Raw genomic sequence first — 18,068 nt, forward strand, 5'->3', positions numbered from 1 at the left:
ATATGCTAACCAGCATGGCTGGGTTCAGCCTTTCACAGCGCCTATAGTCAATCCCTTCACAAAATACTTCTGAAAAAAGGGATAGGCGAACACCATTGGTCCTGTGCCAATGATACACATGGCCATTCGAACGGTTTCATTCGGTATCTTAGAAATTTCAGTTGTGCTGGAACCCGAGTTGGCTTGAACATTTGTTAACAAGAACTGTAAATTCATCAGGACTTTATACATCATGTACTGGAGATTGATTATTTTATCATTGTTGATGAATATAAGGCTGTTGTACCAACCATTCCAGTATCCGAGTGAGTAAAACAGGCCAATCGTTGCAAGTACCGGAAGCGATAGCGGCAGAACAATCTGCACAAAAATCCTGGCTTCACTCGCTCCATCCATACTAGCTGATTCAATGATCGAGGGATGAATGGTCGTTTGAAAAAAAGTTCTCATAATGATTACAAAAAAAGCATTCATCAATAACCCTGGAATAATCAAAGCAAATATCGTGTCTTTGATATGAAGAACATTTACATAAACCAAATACCATGGAACGAGACCTCCATTGAAAATCAAGGTGAAAAAGATAAAGAAAGAGAAAAATCCCCGAAAATCGAAGTCCTGCCTAGATAACGGATAAGCAAACATCGCGGTCATCAATAAACCAACTAAAGTACCTGCCAGCGTTACGATTATCGAAATCCCGTAAGCCGTCATAATGTTGTGGATATCAAACCATAAATACTGATACGCAGCAAAGCTTAGCTTTTCTGGAATTAATTTATAACCATGAAGTGCAATTAACTTTTCATCCGAAAATGAAACTGCAACGACAAGCAATACAGGCATAAGACATATACAGCTGTAGATTATAAATAAACAATTAAGAAATAAATTTGCCCTTGGCGAAACGGATAAACTATCTTTATATTTTCTTTTGCTGCCAGGTGCATCATCAAAAGGTTTTTGCATTGAGGTTGATATAGCCAATCTCCTCTACTCCTTCACTAAAAAAGCGCGTTTTCTCTATCTATTTTACGAACTAGTAAATTGACGCTGACTACAAGAACAAAACCAACTACTGCTTGATACAATCCTGCCGCTGACGACATCCCCGTATCCCCCAAACGCATTAATGCGCGGTATACATAGGTATCAATAACGTTCGTTGTTGAGTATAATGCTCCAGCATCCAAAGGCAATTGATAGAACAAGCCGAAATCGGCGTTTAAAATGTGCCCAATACCCAACAAAGTTAGAATAATCATCATCGGCTTGATCGATGGAAGTGTAATATTAATAATTAATTGCCATTTTGTAGCTCCATCCGTTATGGCTGCCTCATAATATTCTTTATCAATTCCCGTAATGGCTGCTAAATAAATAACAATTGAATAACCAATATTTTTCCAAATGTATACGATCGGTAAGATATAGGGCCAATATTTAGGCTCGCTGTACCAGGCAATCGAATGAATACCTAGTGGAGCTAATATCATGTTATTAAGGAACCCAAACTCCTCACTCAGCATCGAGTAACCCAGGTAGCCGACGATTACAGCCGATAAGAAATAGGGGAGAAACATTATGCTTTGGTAAATATTAGAAAGATATCGATTCCTTAATTCATTTAATAAAATAGCAAATGTCACAGCAAAGACCAAGGTTAATGCGATAAATACAAGATTGTATAGAATCGTATTTCGAGTAATCACCCATGCATCACTTGAATTGAACAAAAATTTAAAATTTTCAAATCCAACCCACGGACTTTTCCAATAGCCTAAAGCGTAATTAATGCTTTTGAAGGCAACAATCGTACCGAACATTGGAATATAGTTGTTAATAATTAAATAGATTGTCCCCGGTAATAACATGAGCAGTAAATATCGATTTTTATACAGCTTCCCCAAGAACGATTTCTTCCTTATTTTCTTTTCTATTCTAATCACCTCTCTCTAGTAGAACCTTTCTGTAATTTTTATTATAAGGAGTTAAAAGTCAGATTCCTACGAAGTAGCATGACTTAATTAACGTTTTTATGACTATGTATTTGTTAAGGTATAAAAAAAACCTTGATGAATAAATGCATTCATTCAAGGTTTAAAATTCATTTTTATTTCCCCATATTTTGATAGCGTTTGCGATATTCTTGTGGAGGAATCCCCACTTGTTTCTTGAACATTTTTCCGAAATGAGAGAAATTATCATAACCCATAGCCTCGCAAATATCACTGATTTTAATATTCGATTCCGTCAGCATGATCTTAGCTTGGGTCATTTTTTCATAGATGATATAATCCATTAAAGTTTGTCCTGTTTCCTTTTTATAAAGTCGGGATAAGTACGCAGAATTCAAGTAAACGTAGGATGCTATACCTTCTCTGGTTGCATCCTTCAAGTGGGATTGCACGTATTGCTTGATTTTTTCGATTAACGATGAACTATTCCCTTCATGGCTATGAATGTAATCAGCCCCTGCTGAAATAACATGTGCAGCCCACATTCTAAATTGAGCAATTGAACGTGTGGCGGAAGCCTCACCTAACCACTTTTTCGAACCAATAAATTCCTTCACGGACCATCCTCTTTTATACGACACTTCATAAACCATATGCAGAACCGAATGATATAACACATCAATCGTTTCTGATATATCCGCTTGATCTTGAAGCCCTGTCAGGACTGCTTCTATCCTGTTCATAAGCTCAGCTTTTTTCCCTAGTTCAAAGAGAACCGCCCAATCCTCCCAATCGATAAAAACGGGTGCTTTTGTGCGATCCGGGCAATTTAATTCCTGCTCTTGCTGAAATTGCACAACCTTCATATTTGCTATGTTGCTGGCTTCCAGATCAAGTAATTCACGGTAGGACTGACTAAGCTCCCTGATAAACACAGGACTTCCTACGTAACAAGATAAACTGCAGTAAAAAAGTCGAGCACATATTTCAATATACTCCTGACAAGTAGTTTGTAAATCTTTCATTTCCAGACCTTTTCCCTCGGTTAAATAAATCAGAATAAAATGAATGCCATTGCGATCTTGGATAATATCCCCTGACAATGAATGCAGGAATAATTCTGCCGCCGCATTGCGCAACGCATACTCCATAATTTCTTCATCACGCAGATTAAACTCCTTATTCCACAGCTCCACACTAAGCAGGATAGGCAAAATCGTTGTATTCGGATCAAACGATAGATTATAAGAAGGAAGCATTTGTTTCAAGTTCTCGGCAGTCGGGAGATGACGCTGTGCCAAAATATCTTGCCAAAATCGCTCCGTCAGCAGCGGTTTTTGCTTCTCCCAAAGCTTGACATGGGTTTGATAGGTTTCGTCAAATTGCTCCGCTTTCTTCAATTCCTCTAACTTATCTAAAACCTTAAGCATTATTTTCTGCAAATGATCATAATTCACTGGTTTAAGTACATATTCAAAGCTTCCTAACCGGATTGCCTGCTGTGCATAGGAGAAATCAGCATGCCCCGTTAAAAAGACAGAGACGATCGTCGGATACTGTTCATTCACCCAATCGACCAACTCGAGTCCATTACTCCCAGGCATTTCAATATCGCAAAGCAAGGTATCGATTTTGACAGTTCTCATGATTTCCATGGCATCATCTGCATCGTATGCGCTATAAATCCCGCTATATCCTAGCTTAGACCAATCTATTCCTTTCATAAGCGCCTCTACCGCATACACTTCATCATCAACGATTAGTAAATTATACATTTAAACGGCCTCCCTGATTTTCACCCGTCATCTGGTTGGGAATTCGCAAACGAATGATTGCCCCCTTCTCAATGCCATTCTCGAACAATATTTTTACTTGCCTACCATACTTCATCCGCAAGCGATGGTGAACATTCCAAATCCCCAGATGTTTATCGTCCGAACCATGTCCTTCTGCATACTGACCGGCTTGAAGCTGCTCTAGCTTCTCAGCGGTAAACCCTTTGCCGTTATCGATAATAAGCACTTCGTAGCTGTCAGGTGCCTCCTCTGATGGCTGAGCTTTGATTTCAATATGAAATACCGCCTTCCCTTTATCCATTCCATGAATAATCGCATTTTCCACAAATGGTTGAATCAACAAGGGAAAAACGTTATTTTGCAGGTACATCTCAGGGATTGAAATAGCAAACATCAATTTATTCGGAAAACGCAGCTTTTGAATCTCTAAATAATTTTCGATATGTCCAATTTCTTCAGAAAGCAATATCGTATCCCGATGGGTACGTGTAATGAAGCGGAAATAATCTGCCAAATGCTCTGTCATTTTCTGAACCAGCAGATTTTTCTCTAGGACGGATAAGCTAAAAATAATGTTTAATGAATTCAAGTAAAAGTGTGGGTTAATTTGCGCCTGCAGGTGATTAAATTCAGCTTTCTGAACCTTAAGCATTTCTTCGTAAACGTTGATTTTCAAATTGGAAACCTGTGATGCCATTATATTAAATGTCTCGATTAAGAACGAAAACTCCTTCGTCGAATTATCATCTAGCCTTACATCCAAATCCCCACGGGTAATGCTGCGCATCCCTTTAATTAGGATATGCATGGGCTTTAAAAGCACTTGTTTAACAAAGAATAGATAAAAGGCAAGAATAATGATCAAACCTAGCGGAATCAAATAGAGTAACCGTTGAAAATAAAGCAGCTTCTGCAGCACAATTTTTTCAGGAATGATGACAGCGAGACTCATTGCAGCGTGTTGAAAAGGAAAGCCTATAAGCAAATTTTTTGTCCTTTGCGATGATTTTGAGAATGATATGTATTTCGAATCTTTGTGATTTAGTTTTTCCATAATTACGTTTACATTGCCCGTTGATAGAGAGGTTTGTATAAGTGGTATCCCTTTATCGGACATAAGCAGCAGTTCTTTGCCGCTATGTCCTAGATCAGACAACTGAAGTGGATGCAACAAGCTTTCAATATCAATCAGTGCGCCTACATAAAGCTCTCGATTGACTTCCTTTGGGCTGATTTGAATCACTCGGATCATATAGTATTTATTATTCTGCATGACGATCTGCCAGTTTTGAAAATCAATTTGCTTAGCAGCTTGAAAAAAAGGAAATAAGACACTTGCGAATCTTTGATTGTCTTCATAGGTATTCTGAACATTAAACAAATCCTTATTTTTCTTCGAATAAACAAAAAATGTTTCAATCCCTTTATAAGTACTGAGATCATCACTGAATTTCCTCAATAACCATTGCTTGGCCATAAAATAATCTCCGCTATCCATAGGGTATAATGTAAGCGGTATTAAATTGGTGTAAGAAAGATCACTGGTTCCTATACGCAAAATATAATTACTTGTGTCCTCCAGGGTTTGATCGAGTGACTTTACCTGTGTTTCGAGGAAAGTGTAATACGATTGTGATACTTCAGTTCGAACGACATTCATTGCGTAAAAGTTATTATAGAACAGAAAAAAGATCAAAGGTGCAGTAACGATAATAAACCCAAGTATGAATTTGAGTCGTAATGATTTTTTATGATTCATCTCGCTACCTCTTTTTTAACTTCATTCTATTTGAAAAGCAATTTATATGATAGTGTTACTTTTCGCATACTCGTCGCAGAATGCACTTTCTATTATATAATTTAAAAGCAATTTCCAACAATATAGAAACATGACTATATTAACGTTTTTGTAGTCTATTTAAATACCTTCAAAAAAAGCAGCCATCACAGAGGAAGATCTGAGACAGCTGCATTTCCACCTAAAACATTTCAAGCTTTCTATATACTTCCTTATCTATAACTACAGTTGCATTCTTTACCAAGTTGTCAACAAATGAGGTATACCTTTTTTCTTTTAATAATTGGGTTATAGATTCATTAACTTCCTCCAGTTTATTGAATCCTTCATCTGTCTTTTCGATAGATTTAACCACATAATAAGCTTTGTTATACTCGAAAACCTCACTCACCTGATCTACAGCTAAGCCTGTAGCTTTTTCAGTAAATTCATGCGTTGCAGGCGTATAATCTTCACGATTAGTCGTTGAATCAAAAATCTGTTCACCGAATTCAATTTTAATTAATGAATTCTTTCCATAAATATCGGATAAATCCTTAAAATTATCTCCGTTAGCGAATTTTTTCTGTACTTCCTCAGCCATTTCCTTTGCAGCTTTCTTACTCTTATCATCTTTAGCTGTAAATAAGAAAGAAATTTTCTCTACCTTTACTTTTCCTACTTTTTTGTAGGTATTTTCCTTTATAGCTTTATCATAATATTGCTTAATCTCTTCCTCCGACACTTTGAACTGTTCATCTACCTTCTCCTTTAGCTTATGAACCATATCTGAGTACAAAATGGAGAAATAAACAGCTTCCGTATACTGTTGAGGACCGTATATGACTTTCTTATTTTCAATAGCCGTTTTGCGTCTTGCATTTTCTTTCTTAAGCTCTTCAAGAAATTGGGAATAGCTGATATCCTTAACCAGTGCCTTTTCTTTTCCCTGGATTTGTTGAACTTTTATATTTATACACTCATCCAAGGCAAGCTTTTTTAGCATTTCTGCAGGTATATCACCATCAAAGCTGCTTGTCCAGAATCCTTTACCAGGTACAGCATTATGTTCCTTCTTAAAATATTCAAATATTTCGGACCGATGCTCAATTAGTTTTGGCATTAATTCTTTCACAGTTATAGGTTCATCGTCTACAGTTGCTACAACACTAGACTCCCCATTTCCATCATTTATACCTACTAATATTAAAGCTGTACAGGCAATTGCAATTGCTGCGAATAGTAACATCAAATACTTGAATTTTATAATAAAACGCTTGTTTTTAACATTAATACCCATACACAATTCTTCCTTTCATTAAGCTCGAAAATAATGTTTCTTCACTCGTGAGATGACCCTTTGAGTAAAAGAGCCATCTCTTGAATGAATTAGACGTTACTTAGCTTTAGCAAGCATTTTCCAAATGACAACAGCTGCTTGTGCTCTTGTTGCCACACCTCGAGGTGCGAATTTCCCATTCCCTACACCGTTAATGATACCAGCTTGTTGAATAGCTGTTACTGCATTTACGGCGTAAGCCGCGATTTCAGATTGATCATTAAATGAAGCTACCTCTCCGTTTCCGTTTAAGTTAGCTTTTACCAATAACCCTGTGTTGTAAATCATGACTGCCATGTCCTGTCTTGAAATCTTGTCATTGATGCCAAAAGTGCTGTCTGATTTACCTTTAACGATACCGAGTTGCTGTGCCGATGCGATTGCACTGTAATACCATGTATCATTCTTTACATCACTCAGTGAAGATTTGGCGTTACTATCGATTAAATCAAAAGCATTTATCAGCATCGTAATAAACTCTGCTCTTGTAAGCTGATTATTGGGTTTAAAGCTGTCTCCCCCAACTCCTTGGATAATGCCTCTTGCTGCCAATGCATCTATGCTGTCTTGTGCCCACAATACATTCGCAATATCATTAAAGCTTACTCCGTTATATGCTGCTGCATATTTGCTGAAGTGCACAGTGCTGAATATGACTTGAGCCGTTGCAGCATCGAATTTGCCGTTCTTCACAATTTCCAGCTTGCCCTTATCATTAATGTAATAAATAATTATTTGATCTGGGTTTTCTCCAGGTTTCAAAGTGTAGTTCAACTTAATTGTCACGGCTTGATCCCCGAACTGGCTGATTTTCTTCCCGTCAACACTGAGGTTGAAGTCGTATATCGGATTGCTTCCAATAGCCTCTTTTACTTCATCCGATAGGGTCGAAGAATCGACATTCGAAACGGAAAGCTGAACATCTCCGAAAGTTCCGTCTTCCTTTTTCAATAGATCTGTTGAAATTGAGACCACGGCAAGTCCAGTACTAATATTAAACTGCTTGATGTTATTGTCGAGTGCAGTTTTGATAGAATCACCAGTAAGATTAACGATTACCTCTTTGGCTGACTCTGCTCCTTGAATATTAATATCTACAGATGTGCCTTGCGCTCCAAGAATAGCTGCATTAAGTTCATTTGTCTTCACATCGACAACCGCTTTTCCGTTACCGTCAGGAATTGCTTTAATCTTCACGAGATCAGGTTGCGGGATCGGCGTTGTTGTTGGCACTGTTGTTGGCGTTGATGTTGGCGCTTGTGTTGGCGCTGTTGTTGGCGCTGTTGTTGGTGCTGGTGTTGGCGCTTGTGTTGGTGTTGGTGTTCCATTGATTACACTGATTTGGACAGCTTCAGAAACAGTGCTTGTGCCATCGTTTACATTAAACGTAACATTGTATATACCCTCTTGTGAGTCTGTAGGCGTCCAGCTGAATATACGGGATAAAGCGTTGAACTCAGCACTTGCAGGCAGATTTTCCGCACTGTAAGTCAATGGATTTCCATTCTTATCTGTTGCATGAATGGTAAATATTAAAGGGTTACCTTCACGTATAGTTTTATCTCTCATCTTAAAAAACTCAGGTTTACTATTCCCATCGATTACTTCAACGAGCGAGAAAGGACCATTTACGTTCCACCAAGGACCCGACCCGTTTTCAAAATCGGAGTTTGAGATGCCATTTTCCCCGCCAGATGTTCCTAAGTAAACATCATCTATAAACAGTGTACTTAAAACATCTGTAGTTTTGACCATAACATGCATGACTGTATTAAGTCCGGTATTAAACACGCCGCTGCTTACTTCAGTCCAATCACCAGTTGCTGTTACGCTCGTCTCACCTAATGTAGACCAATCTCCATTGTCTAAAACAAATTGTACGTTTCCACTTCCTTTTATCCATGCCTTAAACTCCACTTCATTATTTGGTGTAACTGCTATATCGCTATATCCCATAGACTTCCATGCACTGTCGGTTGAATGATTGTCAACTTTTATCGCTTGGGTCCCACTGTGTACAAATATAGCTGGAGTCGGTGTTGCTTCTGGCGTTTTCTGCACTCGGGTGAAAGGAGCATCCAGCCACGATGCGCCAGAGCCGCTTTCGAAGTCAAAGTTTGAGATCCCATTTTCCCCGCCAGATGTTCCTAGGAAAACATCATCTATAAACATGGTATTAAAAACATCTGTAGTTTTGATCATTACATGCATAACTGTATTTGGACCCGTATTGAACATTCCGCTGCTTACTTCAGTCCATTCACTAGTTGCTGTTACGCTCTTCTCGCCTAATGTAGACCAATCCCCATTATCTAATACAAAAAATACGCTTCCACTTCCTTTAATCCATGCCTTAAACTCCACCTCAGTATTTGGAGTAACTGCTATATCAGCATATCCCATAGACTTCCATGCACTGTTGGTTGAATTATTATCAACTTTTATAGCATAATCGCCGCTGTATACTTCGTTAACCACTGTCGGCGCTGGTGTCGGTGTTGTTGCTGGTTCAACAGGTTCAACTGCATCGGTATCCAAGCTTGTCATATGGAAATAATCAAAATCAGCTATTACATTTGTTCCATTGCAGTTATACAGACCTATTTGTTTATCGCCAGGAAAATAAACGGTATAGCTGCCTATTTCGATATAAGTAATGCCATCTTGTGAATAGTACCCTTTATAGGTAGCGCCTCTTTTCTCCAGCTTCAAGAAGTAGTCCGAATTAATAATATTCGTATCATCTATATTGGAGTAAGTATTGTTGTTCCACACTCCATCTTGCTTATACCCAAACTGGAATTTCAGTATGCCGTCATGTACCCTATTAAGCTTAATGTGGTTAGAACCATCCATATAGACCAATAAACCTGTCTGCTCCCAATCTGCTGTGGGGATTGCAGATACTTTTGTCTCAATCGTAAAGTCACCTTTAGGCGCCCATTGGAGCAATACGTTTTTAGTAGAATCGACATCCCCGCCGCTGCTGGCTATTTTCATATTTCCCGGACTTGAAGATAGACTCCAATTTAATGAATCCTCTCTGATCCAATTCCACCTTGGATTCAAATCAGTGCTGTCGAAATCATCATTTACTTGTTCCATCGTTGTCGGAAGCACCGCTATAGGTGTTGGCGTTGGAGTAGGACTTGCAGCTACAAAGGTATGATAAAGAGAAAATACATTACCTAATGTCCACGGCATAGCTCCGTATTCAAAACTGCTGTTTTCCAACAAATTGGCACCGTTTGCGACTCCTAGAAAAGCATCATCGAAGTATGCTGTTCCAGCTGCTCCTCCTGTCTCCTTTAAAGCATAAACCAGGGTAGTGGAATCTCCGCTATTAACAAGTAGCTGGATTTCAGTCCATTCACTTGAAGCTTCAAAGGATACCTGATTTATTGCGGTATTCCCATCTCCAGCTGATAATGTATATCCCCCTGTACCTTTTACCCAAACCTTTATCTCGTAATCCGTATTCTGTTGAATACTCGAAATGGTCTGTGTAATTTCATTATCTGAAGCTGTATCTGTAGAAATAGCTTTCACAGACCATCTTCCGGCATGAATGCCCGGATCTATCGAATCGAGAATAATTAATGGTTTTGGAGTTGAAGTAACTGTTTCTGCTTTTGAACTTCCAAACTCATGTACTCCAATATCAGGAGCACCGTTATATAGGATATTGCCCCAGAAATCTCTGCCGCCGTTATCTGCAATTACTGTTCCCGCGTTAATATAGGGAGAATCTGAACTCAACTTGAAAACGTCAGCCCCCTCCATACCATCTGTAGGAACTGTTGGTATAGGTCCAGCAAATTTCGGATCTGATATTATGGCATGTATATCTTCTACTGGTGCCATATTCCCAGTTCCAAAGTAGCCATTAAAGTCAAATATGTTATTAGAATCAGAAGGATAAGTCGAAGTTGAATTCGTATAAAAAATATTGTTCTGGTAATAAACTTTACCTGTATCACTAGCAAGAGACTTCAAATGGATTCCTTCATTTTCAATGTTGTTGTAAAATACATTGTTATAAACGTAAGATCCCATTGAACCCGCGTGATTTATTGCCATGGTTGTATTTTCGTTGACGTTAATTTTATGGTCGTTGAAGCTAACATTGTATCTCACAGTAGAACCTTTAAATTTTTCTTGAGAATTGCCCATAACCAGTAAAAAACCTCCTGCATTGTCATGGCTGTAATTGTACTGAAAGGTAACTCTATCAATTGTTGCAATGTCGGCGTCAAAAGCTTGCGAATCCCCATCGTCATTGGCTTGCAACGGATCATGATTAGTGTAGGCAACTTCGTTATTCTGGAATACGGCATTCTTGCTTAACCATTCCCACATGGAAACGGTATATCCAGACCCTTCGAAACCACCAGCCTGGTCATAGGAAGTATTATATTCAATTAAAGGAGAGTCGCAAATACCAACAACAATGTCTCCATTTCCATTTCTCTCAAAATAATTATTCCTTATAACTACATTTGTAAAAAGAGTACCCTCTTTTACAGCTTCATCTCCATCACTTAGAATACCGTGGCTCTCATTATCATAGATACGGTTATCCGCTATAAGAAAGTCATCATAAGATGAATTGCTTTTATAAGCATTGAATCCGATTGCAGCTGACCAAAAACGTAAGCTGCCTGCATAATTACCTTTAACATTATGAATATCTAAATGCTCAAAGTGCAAGCTTCTTAATGTCCTGCCTGTATCATTAGACACAAAAATCCCATAACGATGATCATTTTCAGGTGCATCATTCGTTATTTCAAGATTTTTGATTGTGATATATTCCGCATTATTTAAATAAATGACTTTTGGAACGCCTCCACCCGCAATAATCGGTTTCGGACCTTCACCATATTTGTCAAATGTAATGCGGTTTGCACCATAACCGGAGTCATCAATAGTTAGCTGGCCATTCCAGCTGCCTCCTGCTTTGAACAAAATATTATCTCCAGGAACAAAGTTTGTACCGTTTACCTTATCCAAACTTTTCCAAGCTTCGCCTTGACTCATTCCGCTATTACTATCACTTCCATTTACTGAATCCACATAGTAAGAATTTAAAGCTGATGCGCTGGCTGCCATTGGATTCATACTTATTAAAGATGCAACCATAGTAAGTATGCAGAATAAAGCAATTACCTTTTTAATCCTAATCATTTCACGTTCTCTCCTTTTAATTTTATTTTCCGTGCAGCAGGCATAACCATGTAACTAGCCTTACTATCATATATTTGATCACAGTGCCTAAACAACGAATTAAAATGACCTTGTTGACGTTAATATGACACATATCTTCAATTGCGAGCGTTAGCCATTGGGGTTTTTCGTCACCGAAAAAAACCCTCCTCGGTTAGACCGAAGAAGGTTCATTTCAGTTTATTAATTGTTGATTTATTTCACATAAACACGGAAGTAATCTAAGGTGAACACGGCTGGGAATGAACCCGCTACTGGACTATTATTAGTGTTTCCACCCATAGCAAGGTTAATTAGAACCTGCGGTGCTGGTCCATCCCATCTAAAGAGGGTTCCTTTAACCTGGGTCCCATCCACCCACTTTTGGATGTTGCCTTCCTTCCAAATTAGGGTATATAGATGATAGTCAGGAGCAAAATCCGTTCCTGGATGCCATACCCATTGATTGGTCATTATACTGTAGTAATCAGCACCTACACCATCACCATGATCATACCCAGTCCAATCAAAAGTATTCTGTGTTGGAGTGTCAAAGAACTCAAATATATCAATTTCAGAATTGGTCGATCCTGCTCCGCCCGGGGAATACAACCAGAATGCAGGCCATGCGCCAACTTTTTTAGGTATTTTGGCTCTTAACTGAAATATATATGTTTTCCCGTCGTATGGATAAAAGGTTTCCTTTGTAGTAATTTGACCGCTGCTTATTCCACCGTTATATACTCCGCCTAAGTTTGGTGTTGCTGTTAATTCCAAAGTTGTCGATGTTAAATGGTGATTGGTTGCATTAATAGGCTGATACCGTTGCCATTCATTGTTAATGACTGTTGTTCCTGCAACACCATAAGGATTAAATGAATTGGAAATGGATGTAAGGCTGTTGACGTTTCGTGATGTACCAAAGGAATAGTCTCTGAATAATGTGTATCCGGTTAGGTCTGGTCCACCTGCTGCCGGAGTTGGGGTTGGGGTCGGAGCTATTGTTGGAGTTGGCGTCGCTGCTCCCGTATTTGTAACTATATTCGGTATAGTAGTTCCTTCTTTAGTGGAAAAAATAACCTCATTTCCGGCTATGCCCTTTAAGATTATAGAATAGGTTCCATTGCCAGTAATAAGTGGTTTAACATCGAATGAATAGACTGTTCCCGCAACAAAAGTCATATTCTTTGATGAGAGCAAAGCTCCAAGAGCAGGCTGGTTATTCCATGCAAGGTTTGACTGCGTCCAAGTAGTATTACCCGTTCCTGCATAAGCGCCAATATTCGCGACCCCGCCTGTAATGCATTTTACATTCAGAACAGCGGTAGTAATTGTGCCTGGATTGCTGACAGAGAATTTTAAGTAAGATCTTTTGTCTTGGGCAAAATTGACGCCCATAGTGGTTGCTGTAGGACCTATTAAACTTGTTCCCCACATAGTTGCATCATCCGTTGTATTACTCGTTACGGCTGCCGCATTAGCTACTTTGTTATCAACTACCGAGAAAATAGATAGTGCCATTACCATGATCAAAACTAAGGATACCAATGTTTTTTTATCCTTTATTACCATAAAATCATACCTCCATTTTTTTGTGAATTTGCAGTCTCAAGACCGTAAACATTCAAATAATTCGTTAACCTCCTCTCTAAGGCAAATTAGGCAGCTCTTCAGATTCACCCATAACTAGGAAAACACTTGCAGTCTCTTGACTAGCATTACAATCATATAAGCAAACTCTGAACCTCAACAACGAATTAATGTGACCCATTTAACGCTTTTGTGACTCAAAACAACTACTTAAGCTTGCCATTTGATTCAGCATAGATAACAGTACCGTAAACATATGTATAGAAAGGGAAAGAACCCTCCAAATCTGGAGAGTTCAGAATGTTGAGAAAGTTTTTGCCGCACCTCGAACCTCAAAAACATTGACTCCTAGCATCTAAGTTACTTTTATTTTCACAAAATCCATTCTCCAGAAACATTTTGTTGTAGGAGTCATGATCTCTATGCCGTCCTCGACCTATTCGGAGATTTTACATTGCAAGACCAATACACTTTGAGCAAGCGGCATTTTTAATGTGATGCCCGTACAAAGCTCATCTCCCATATAGCTGCCCATTATTTTTTCTGCTAATACGTCGACAATCTGATAGCTTCTGTTCTTACGCATCCAGGGAAATGGAATAAAGCTCTCTTCAATTGAACAAGTAGACGGTCTAAAAATGAGAATCAGTCCCTCACCCTCATTATTTAGCTTGGCAGTCCCGTCCCAGCGCGCAGCTTGCGAAGCCACTCGGCCTGCTTCATAAAACGAATACCGGTTGAATCTGCGGTCTACATGATCAGGTGTATCTGGAGCATCGAATATGTTAGACACTTTGGAATAAGCATAGAAATCCAGCTCGCTGCGATAAGCCTTTACCCAGGCTATCCATTTTTGATAATGCTTCTTTTGGGCAACCGATAACTTCCGCAGATCGCCATAATATAATCCATGTGAGAGCAAGGCAGACCAAAATCCATATTGCTCAGCCGCAGCCTCTGTTAAATGACAGGATCCGAAGTTCAATGTATAGCTCGGAACGATCCGGCTGCGAGTATGGAGCAAACGTCTGAAAGGATCCAGATAAGGAGTGTCTTGATTCGCAATCCAATTCTGGTGGGCATGCTGAACATGCGCCAAATCCGTACCATGAAGCACACCATACAGCTCAAAGGTAAGATCAATTAAACAATTCGGATTCCTCGCGCGCAGCTCATCCATAATCCAGAACATGCTGCGGTAGATCCCTAGGTTAGAAGACTTCTGTGTAGGATGATGGTGATTTCTCGAATGGCAACCAATGGATTTACCTGGATTATAAGGATCCCGTACTGCTGCTAAATCCAGCTTTAATAGCTCAACTCCATACTTTTTGATTACCGCATCCATTTGCTCCAAGATCCAGTATTTATAATCCGATTGGAGGCACATAATTCCTGTATCCTTCCATGCAACCATGAAACCTTTATCACCATTCTCATCGCTCAAAAACCACTCCGGATGCGACAGGGCTACAGGTGAGTTTACAGCGACGACCGGCACGGACATCCACAGCCCTAAACGCATATTATGCTTATCGCAAGCTGCTTTAATAGGCTCTAAGCCATTAGGAAACTTCAGCGAATGCGGTACATAATTTCCATGTGCTTCGTACCAGCCGCAATCCAGCTGATAAGCGTCCATCCCAAGCTCAGCTGCAATTTCTATATTTTCTAAGACGATTTGTTCATTTATTTCATTATAAAATGTTTCCCAAGTATTCATAGTAAAGCCCGGAACTGTATCAACCCGACAAATGGCCAGCTTATCCGCAACAAATTGGTGGTAAACTCCATCTACAGCATCCTGCCAGTTTCCACAGAAGGTCACCAGGAAGCCCGCATCTGTTTCAAATGTTTCATTCCTGCCTAACGTCCATTCAAAAATGGTTTCTTCACTGTTGTTATACAGAAGCCTGACTTTGTCCTCATTCTTAAACAGCTCCATACGCTTCATCGCACCCGGTGCTTCAGTTGCAACAAGGAGGCCATGATCCTCGCCGTCCCAAGTAACCGCCATAACGCAATCATCCATCGAGTCTGTGACCTGTAAAGCTTGACGAGTAAAATAATGATACTGCACATGCCGATTAAGGCCCTTCTGCAATTTCACATCCTCCCAAGCCAAATCCTGAAGACGAATTTCCACTTTATCACCATTGATTATCCGCAGCTTCTTCCTAATAACAGGATGATCCTCATAAATTCGGAATATCACTTCGACCTTGATATTGCCTAAATCATTATCCCACTCGCACCATACATTATCTTCAATCTCATTCGCTCCGCCTCCAACCGCAAACGGTGAAGCTCCGCTTGCAAGCTGGGGCTTTAGCTCTAGATAGAAGATAGCTTGTGATCCGTCAGCTAACTGGTTAATGTCATGAGAGACATATTGAAACTGCTCACAGCGAAGAATTCGCATTAACTCCCCATAATAAGCGACGAACAGGAATTCTTCACCGCCTGGCAGTAAAAGCTCTTTATTATTAGCTTTATTAATAATTGAGCTCGTTTTTAATACCCCGTTTGCATCAATTGACATCGTTCTTTCTAGCCATTTATTGCTAAGCTTAACATTTAAACTGGACATAACCGACTCCTTAATATCATTAATTTAATAAGTGTGTCTAACCTTAATTACCCCTTGACTGCGCCTGCGGTCATACCGGAAATAATGTACTTCTGTCCCAATATATAAACAATCATGATAGGCAATATCGCCAAGACAATAACGGCAAAAACCAAATTCCAATTTGAAATAAATGTTCCATAGAAATAATAAACTCCCATGACCATCGTCCTTTGGCTGGAGCGATTAAGCAGATAGAGCGGGAGAATAAAATCATTCCAGGAGTTCAAAAAGTTAATGATCGCTACCGTTATCGTCACCGGCTTAAGCAAGGGGAAAATGACTTTAGCAAACAGCTGAAACCCATTGCAGCCATCAATAATCCCCGCTTCATCCAGCTCCCGCGGTACACCTTTAATAAAGCCATAATAGAGAAATATACTGAATGGAATCGACAAGGCTGTATATAGAATAATAATACCTTGCGTGCTGTTCATAATATGGAGGGTTTGCATCACCTTGATAGTCGAAACGATATTAATCGGCGCTATTAGCCCGACAAGAAAATAGTTGTAAATCGCATTATTCATGCCGTGCGTATTCCTTGCTAAGACAAAAGCTGCCAAAGCTGAAACAATCAAGCATAAAACCGTTGTACCCGTTGAGATAATCATGCTGTTAAAGAAATAGCGAATCAAACTCCCTTCCTCAATGACCTGAGCATAGTTATGCCACATGAAGACTTTAGGCAGCTGAAGATTGAATTTGCTTGCTTCGAGATTGCTTTTCAGAGAAGTCATAACCGCCAAATAAACAGGTATTAAGACAATCAGGCTTAACAGCCAGCCGGAAAATTCTTTAAGCAGCGTTATTCTGAGCGAAATTTTCATTAGAATGCCTCCTCTTTTCTCGTAAGGAGTTTAAGTACCGTGAAGGCGATAATCATAATTAATAGGAACATGACTACACCCATCGCAGTCGATAATCCATAAAGTCCGGAGGAATACGTTTTAAAAATCATCGTGTTCATCACCTCTGTAGATCTACCCGGCCCACCGTGAGTGAGTGCAAACACAATATCAAACACCTTCAAGCCATTGATTAAATTGAAAATCGTATTGATTGCAATGGATGGCAGCAAATATGGAAGTGTGATATGGATAAACTTAGCCCAAGCCCCTGCTCCGTCAAGCGACGCTGCTTCATAGTCACTTTTCGGAATCATCTGCATCCCTGCGAGAAATATCGCCATGTTAAAGCCGGCATACCGCCAAACCTCAACGCTCATTACGGATAAAAAGGACCATTTGGGATCAGCCAGCCAAGGCTTGGCTAAAAAATCTAACCCAATACCATGAAAGAATCCATTGACTAATCCATTGGTTGGATTCAAGATCGCGATAAACAACAGGCCAATGATTAAGGGTGAAATCGTCACTGGCATGAAAAAGACAGCTCGCAGCACACTCTGAGATTTCAAGCCTGAGTTCAATAAAAGCGCTAGCGCCAAGCCGATTAAAGCCTTGCATACCGTAGTAATAATACCAAAATTAATACTTCGCCAAACAAAAGGCATATAGGAATCATCAGAGAAGAAAATCTCCTTATAATTGTCCAGTCCAATAAAGTGAATCACACTATTCATTGAATTCCAGTCTGTAAAAGAATAAAAAATTCCGATAAAGGAAGGGAGCACGACCAGAATAGAATAAAACAGCAAGGCCAAGATCAAAAACTTTGCTGAATAAATTTTCTTTGTGTTCATTTTGATCTCTCCTTAAGATAAAGGATCAGAAAGTTCTAACTAAACGAACCCCCTAATCCTTGATGTGAA

10 protein-coding genes are annotated in these 18,068 nt (G+C 39.4%); all 10 read right to left on the reverse strand.

Features of this window, described 5'->3' with window-relative positions; all coding sequences use genetic code 11:
- Positions 1–24: 24 nt before the first annotated feature.
- Positions 25–987 (reverse strand): carbohydrate ABC transporter permease, encoded by a 963-nt coding sequence (locus EHS13_RS33490; protein ID WP_227013675.1) that lies wholly within the window; start codon positions 985–987, stop codon positions 25–27.
- Positions 988–1,004: 17 nt separating this feature from the next.
- Positions 1,005–1,910 carry an ABC transporter permease gene (locus EHS13_RS33495; RefSeq protein WP_319633403.1) on the reverse strand — a complete coding sequence of 302 codons (906 nt, stop codon included), beginning with the start codon at positions 1,908–1,910 and terminating at the stop codon, positions 1,005–1,007.
- A 203-nt stretch (positions 1,911–2,113) separates the two neighbouring features.
- Positions 2,114–3,733 carry a response regulator transcription factor gene (locus tag EHS13_RS33500; RefSeq protein WP_155704567.1) on the reverse strand — a complete coding sequence of 540 codons (1,620 nt, stop codon included), beginning with the start codon at positions 3,731–3,733 and terminating at the stop codon, positions 2,114–2,116.
- On the reverse strand, positions 3,726–5,513 hold the full coding sequence (locus tag EHS13_RS33505; protein WP_155704568.1) for a sensor histidine kinase: 1,788 nt from the start codon (positions 5,511–5,513) through the stop codon (positions 3,726–3,728). Before EHS13_RS33505 ends, EHS13_RS33500 begins: the two co-directional genes overlap by 8 nt.
- A gap of 220 nt (positions 5,514–5,733) precedes the next feature.
- Positions 5,734–6,831, reverse strand: a complete 1,098-nt coding sequence (locus EHS13_RS33510; protein ID WP_155704569.1) for a peptidylprolyl isomerase — start codon at positions 6,829–6,831, stop codon at positions 5,734–5,736.
- 96 nt (positions 6,832–6,927) lie between these two features.
- Positions 6,928–12,057 (reverse strand): S-layer homology domain-containing protein, encoded by a 5,130-nt coding sequence (locus EHS13_RS33515; RefSeq protein WP_155704570.1) that lies wholly within the window; start codon positions 12,055–12,057, stop codon positions 6,928–6,930.
- Between the two features lie 234 nt (positions 12,058–12,291).
- Positions 12,292–13,647: a CBM96 family carbohydrate-binding protein gene (locus EHS13_RS33520; protein ID WP_155704571.1), complete on the reverse strand. Its 1,356-nt coding sequence runs from the start codon at positions 13,645–13,647 to the stop codon at positions 12,292–12,294.
- 454 nt (positions 13,648–14,101) lie between these two features.
- Positions 14,102–16,255: an alpha-galactosidase gene (locus tag EHS13_RS33525; protein ID WP_155704572.1), complete on the reverse strand. Its 2,154-nt coding sequence runs from the start codon at positions 16,253–16,255 to the stop codon at positions 14,102–14,104.
- A gap of 47 nt (positions 16,256–16,302) precedes the next feature.
- Entirely contained in the window at positions 16,303–17,124 is an 822-nt protein-coding gene (locus tag EHS13_RS33530) for a carbohydrate ABC transporter permease (protein ID WP_155704573.1), read from the reverse strand.
- Positions 17,124–17,999 carry a carbohydrate ABC transporter permease gene (locus EHS13_RS33535; protein ID WP_155704574.1) on the reverse strand — a complete coding sequence of 292 codons (876 nt, stop codon included), beginning with the start codon at positions 17,997–17,999 and terminating at the stop codon, positions 17,124–17,126. Before EHS13_RS33535 ends, EHS13_RS33530 begins: the two co-directional genes overlap by 1 nt.
- Positions 18,000–18,068: the final 69 nt, after the last annotated feature.

Source organism: Paenibacillus psychroresistens (assembly GCF_009728935.1).
GTDB lineage: Bacteria > Bacillota > Bacilli > Paenibacillales > NBRC-103111 > Paenibacillus_AC > Paenibacillus_AC psychroresistens.

Excerpts from the sequence above, each read along its gene's own strand:
- EHS13_RS33520 (WP_155704571.1), bottom strand. The coding sequence starts at position 13,647 with ATGGTAATAAAGGATAAAAAAACATTGGTATCCTTAGTTTTGATCATG.
- EHS13_RS33515 (WP_155704570.1), bottom strand. The coding sequence starts at position 12,057 with ATGATTAGGATTAAAAAGGTAATTGCTTTATTCTGCATACTTACTATG.
- EHS13_RS33530 (WP_155704573.1), bottom strand. The coding sequence starts at position 17,124 with ATGAAAATTTCGCTCAGAATAACGCTGCTTAAAGAATTTTCCGGCTGG.
- EHS13_RS33505 (WP_155704568.1), bottom strand. The coding sequence starts at position 5,513 with ATGAATCATAAAAAATCATTACGACTCAAATTCATACTTGGGTTTATT.
- EHS13_RS33535 (WP_155704574.1), bottom strand. The coding sequence starts at position 17,999 with ATGAACACAAAGAAAATTTATTCAGCAAAGTTTTTGATCTTGGCCTTG.
- EHS13_RS33500 (WP_155704567.1), bottom strand. The coding sequence starts at position 3,733 with ATGTATAATTTACTAATCGTTGATGATGAAGTGTATGCGGTAGAGGCG.
- EHS13_RS33510 (WP_155704569.1), bottom strand. The coding sequence starts at position 6,831 with ATGGGTATTAATGTTAAAAACAAGCGTTTTATTATAAAATTCAAGTAT.
- EHS13_RS33525 (WP_155704572.1), bottom strand. The coding sequence starts at position 16,255 with ATGTCCAGTTTAAATGTTAAGCTTAGCAATAAATGGCTAGAAAGAACG.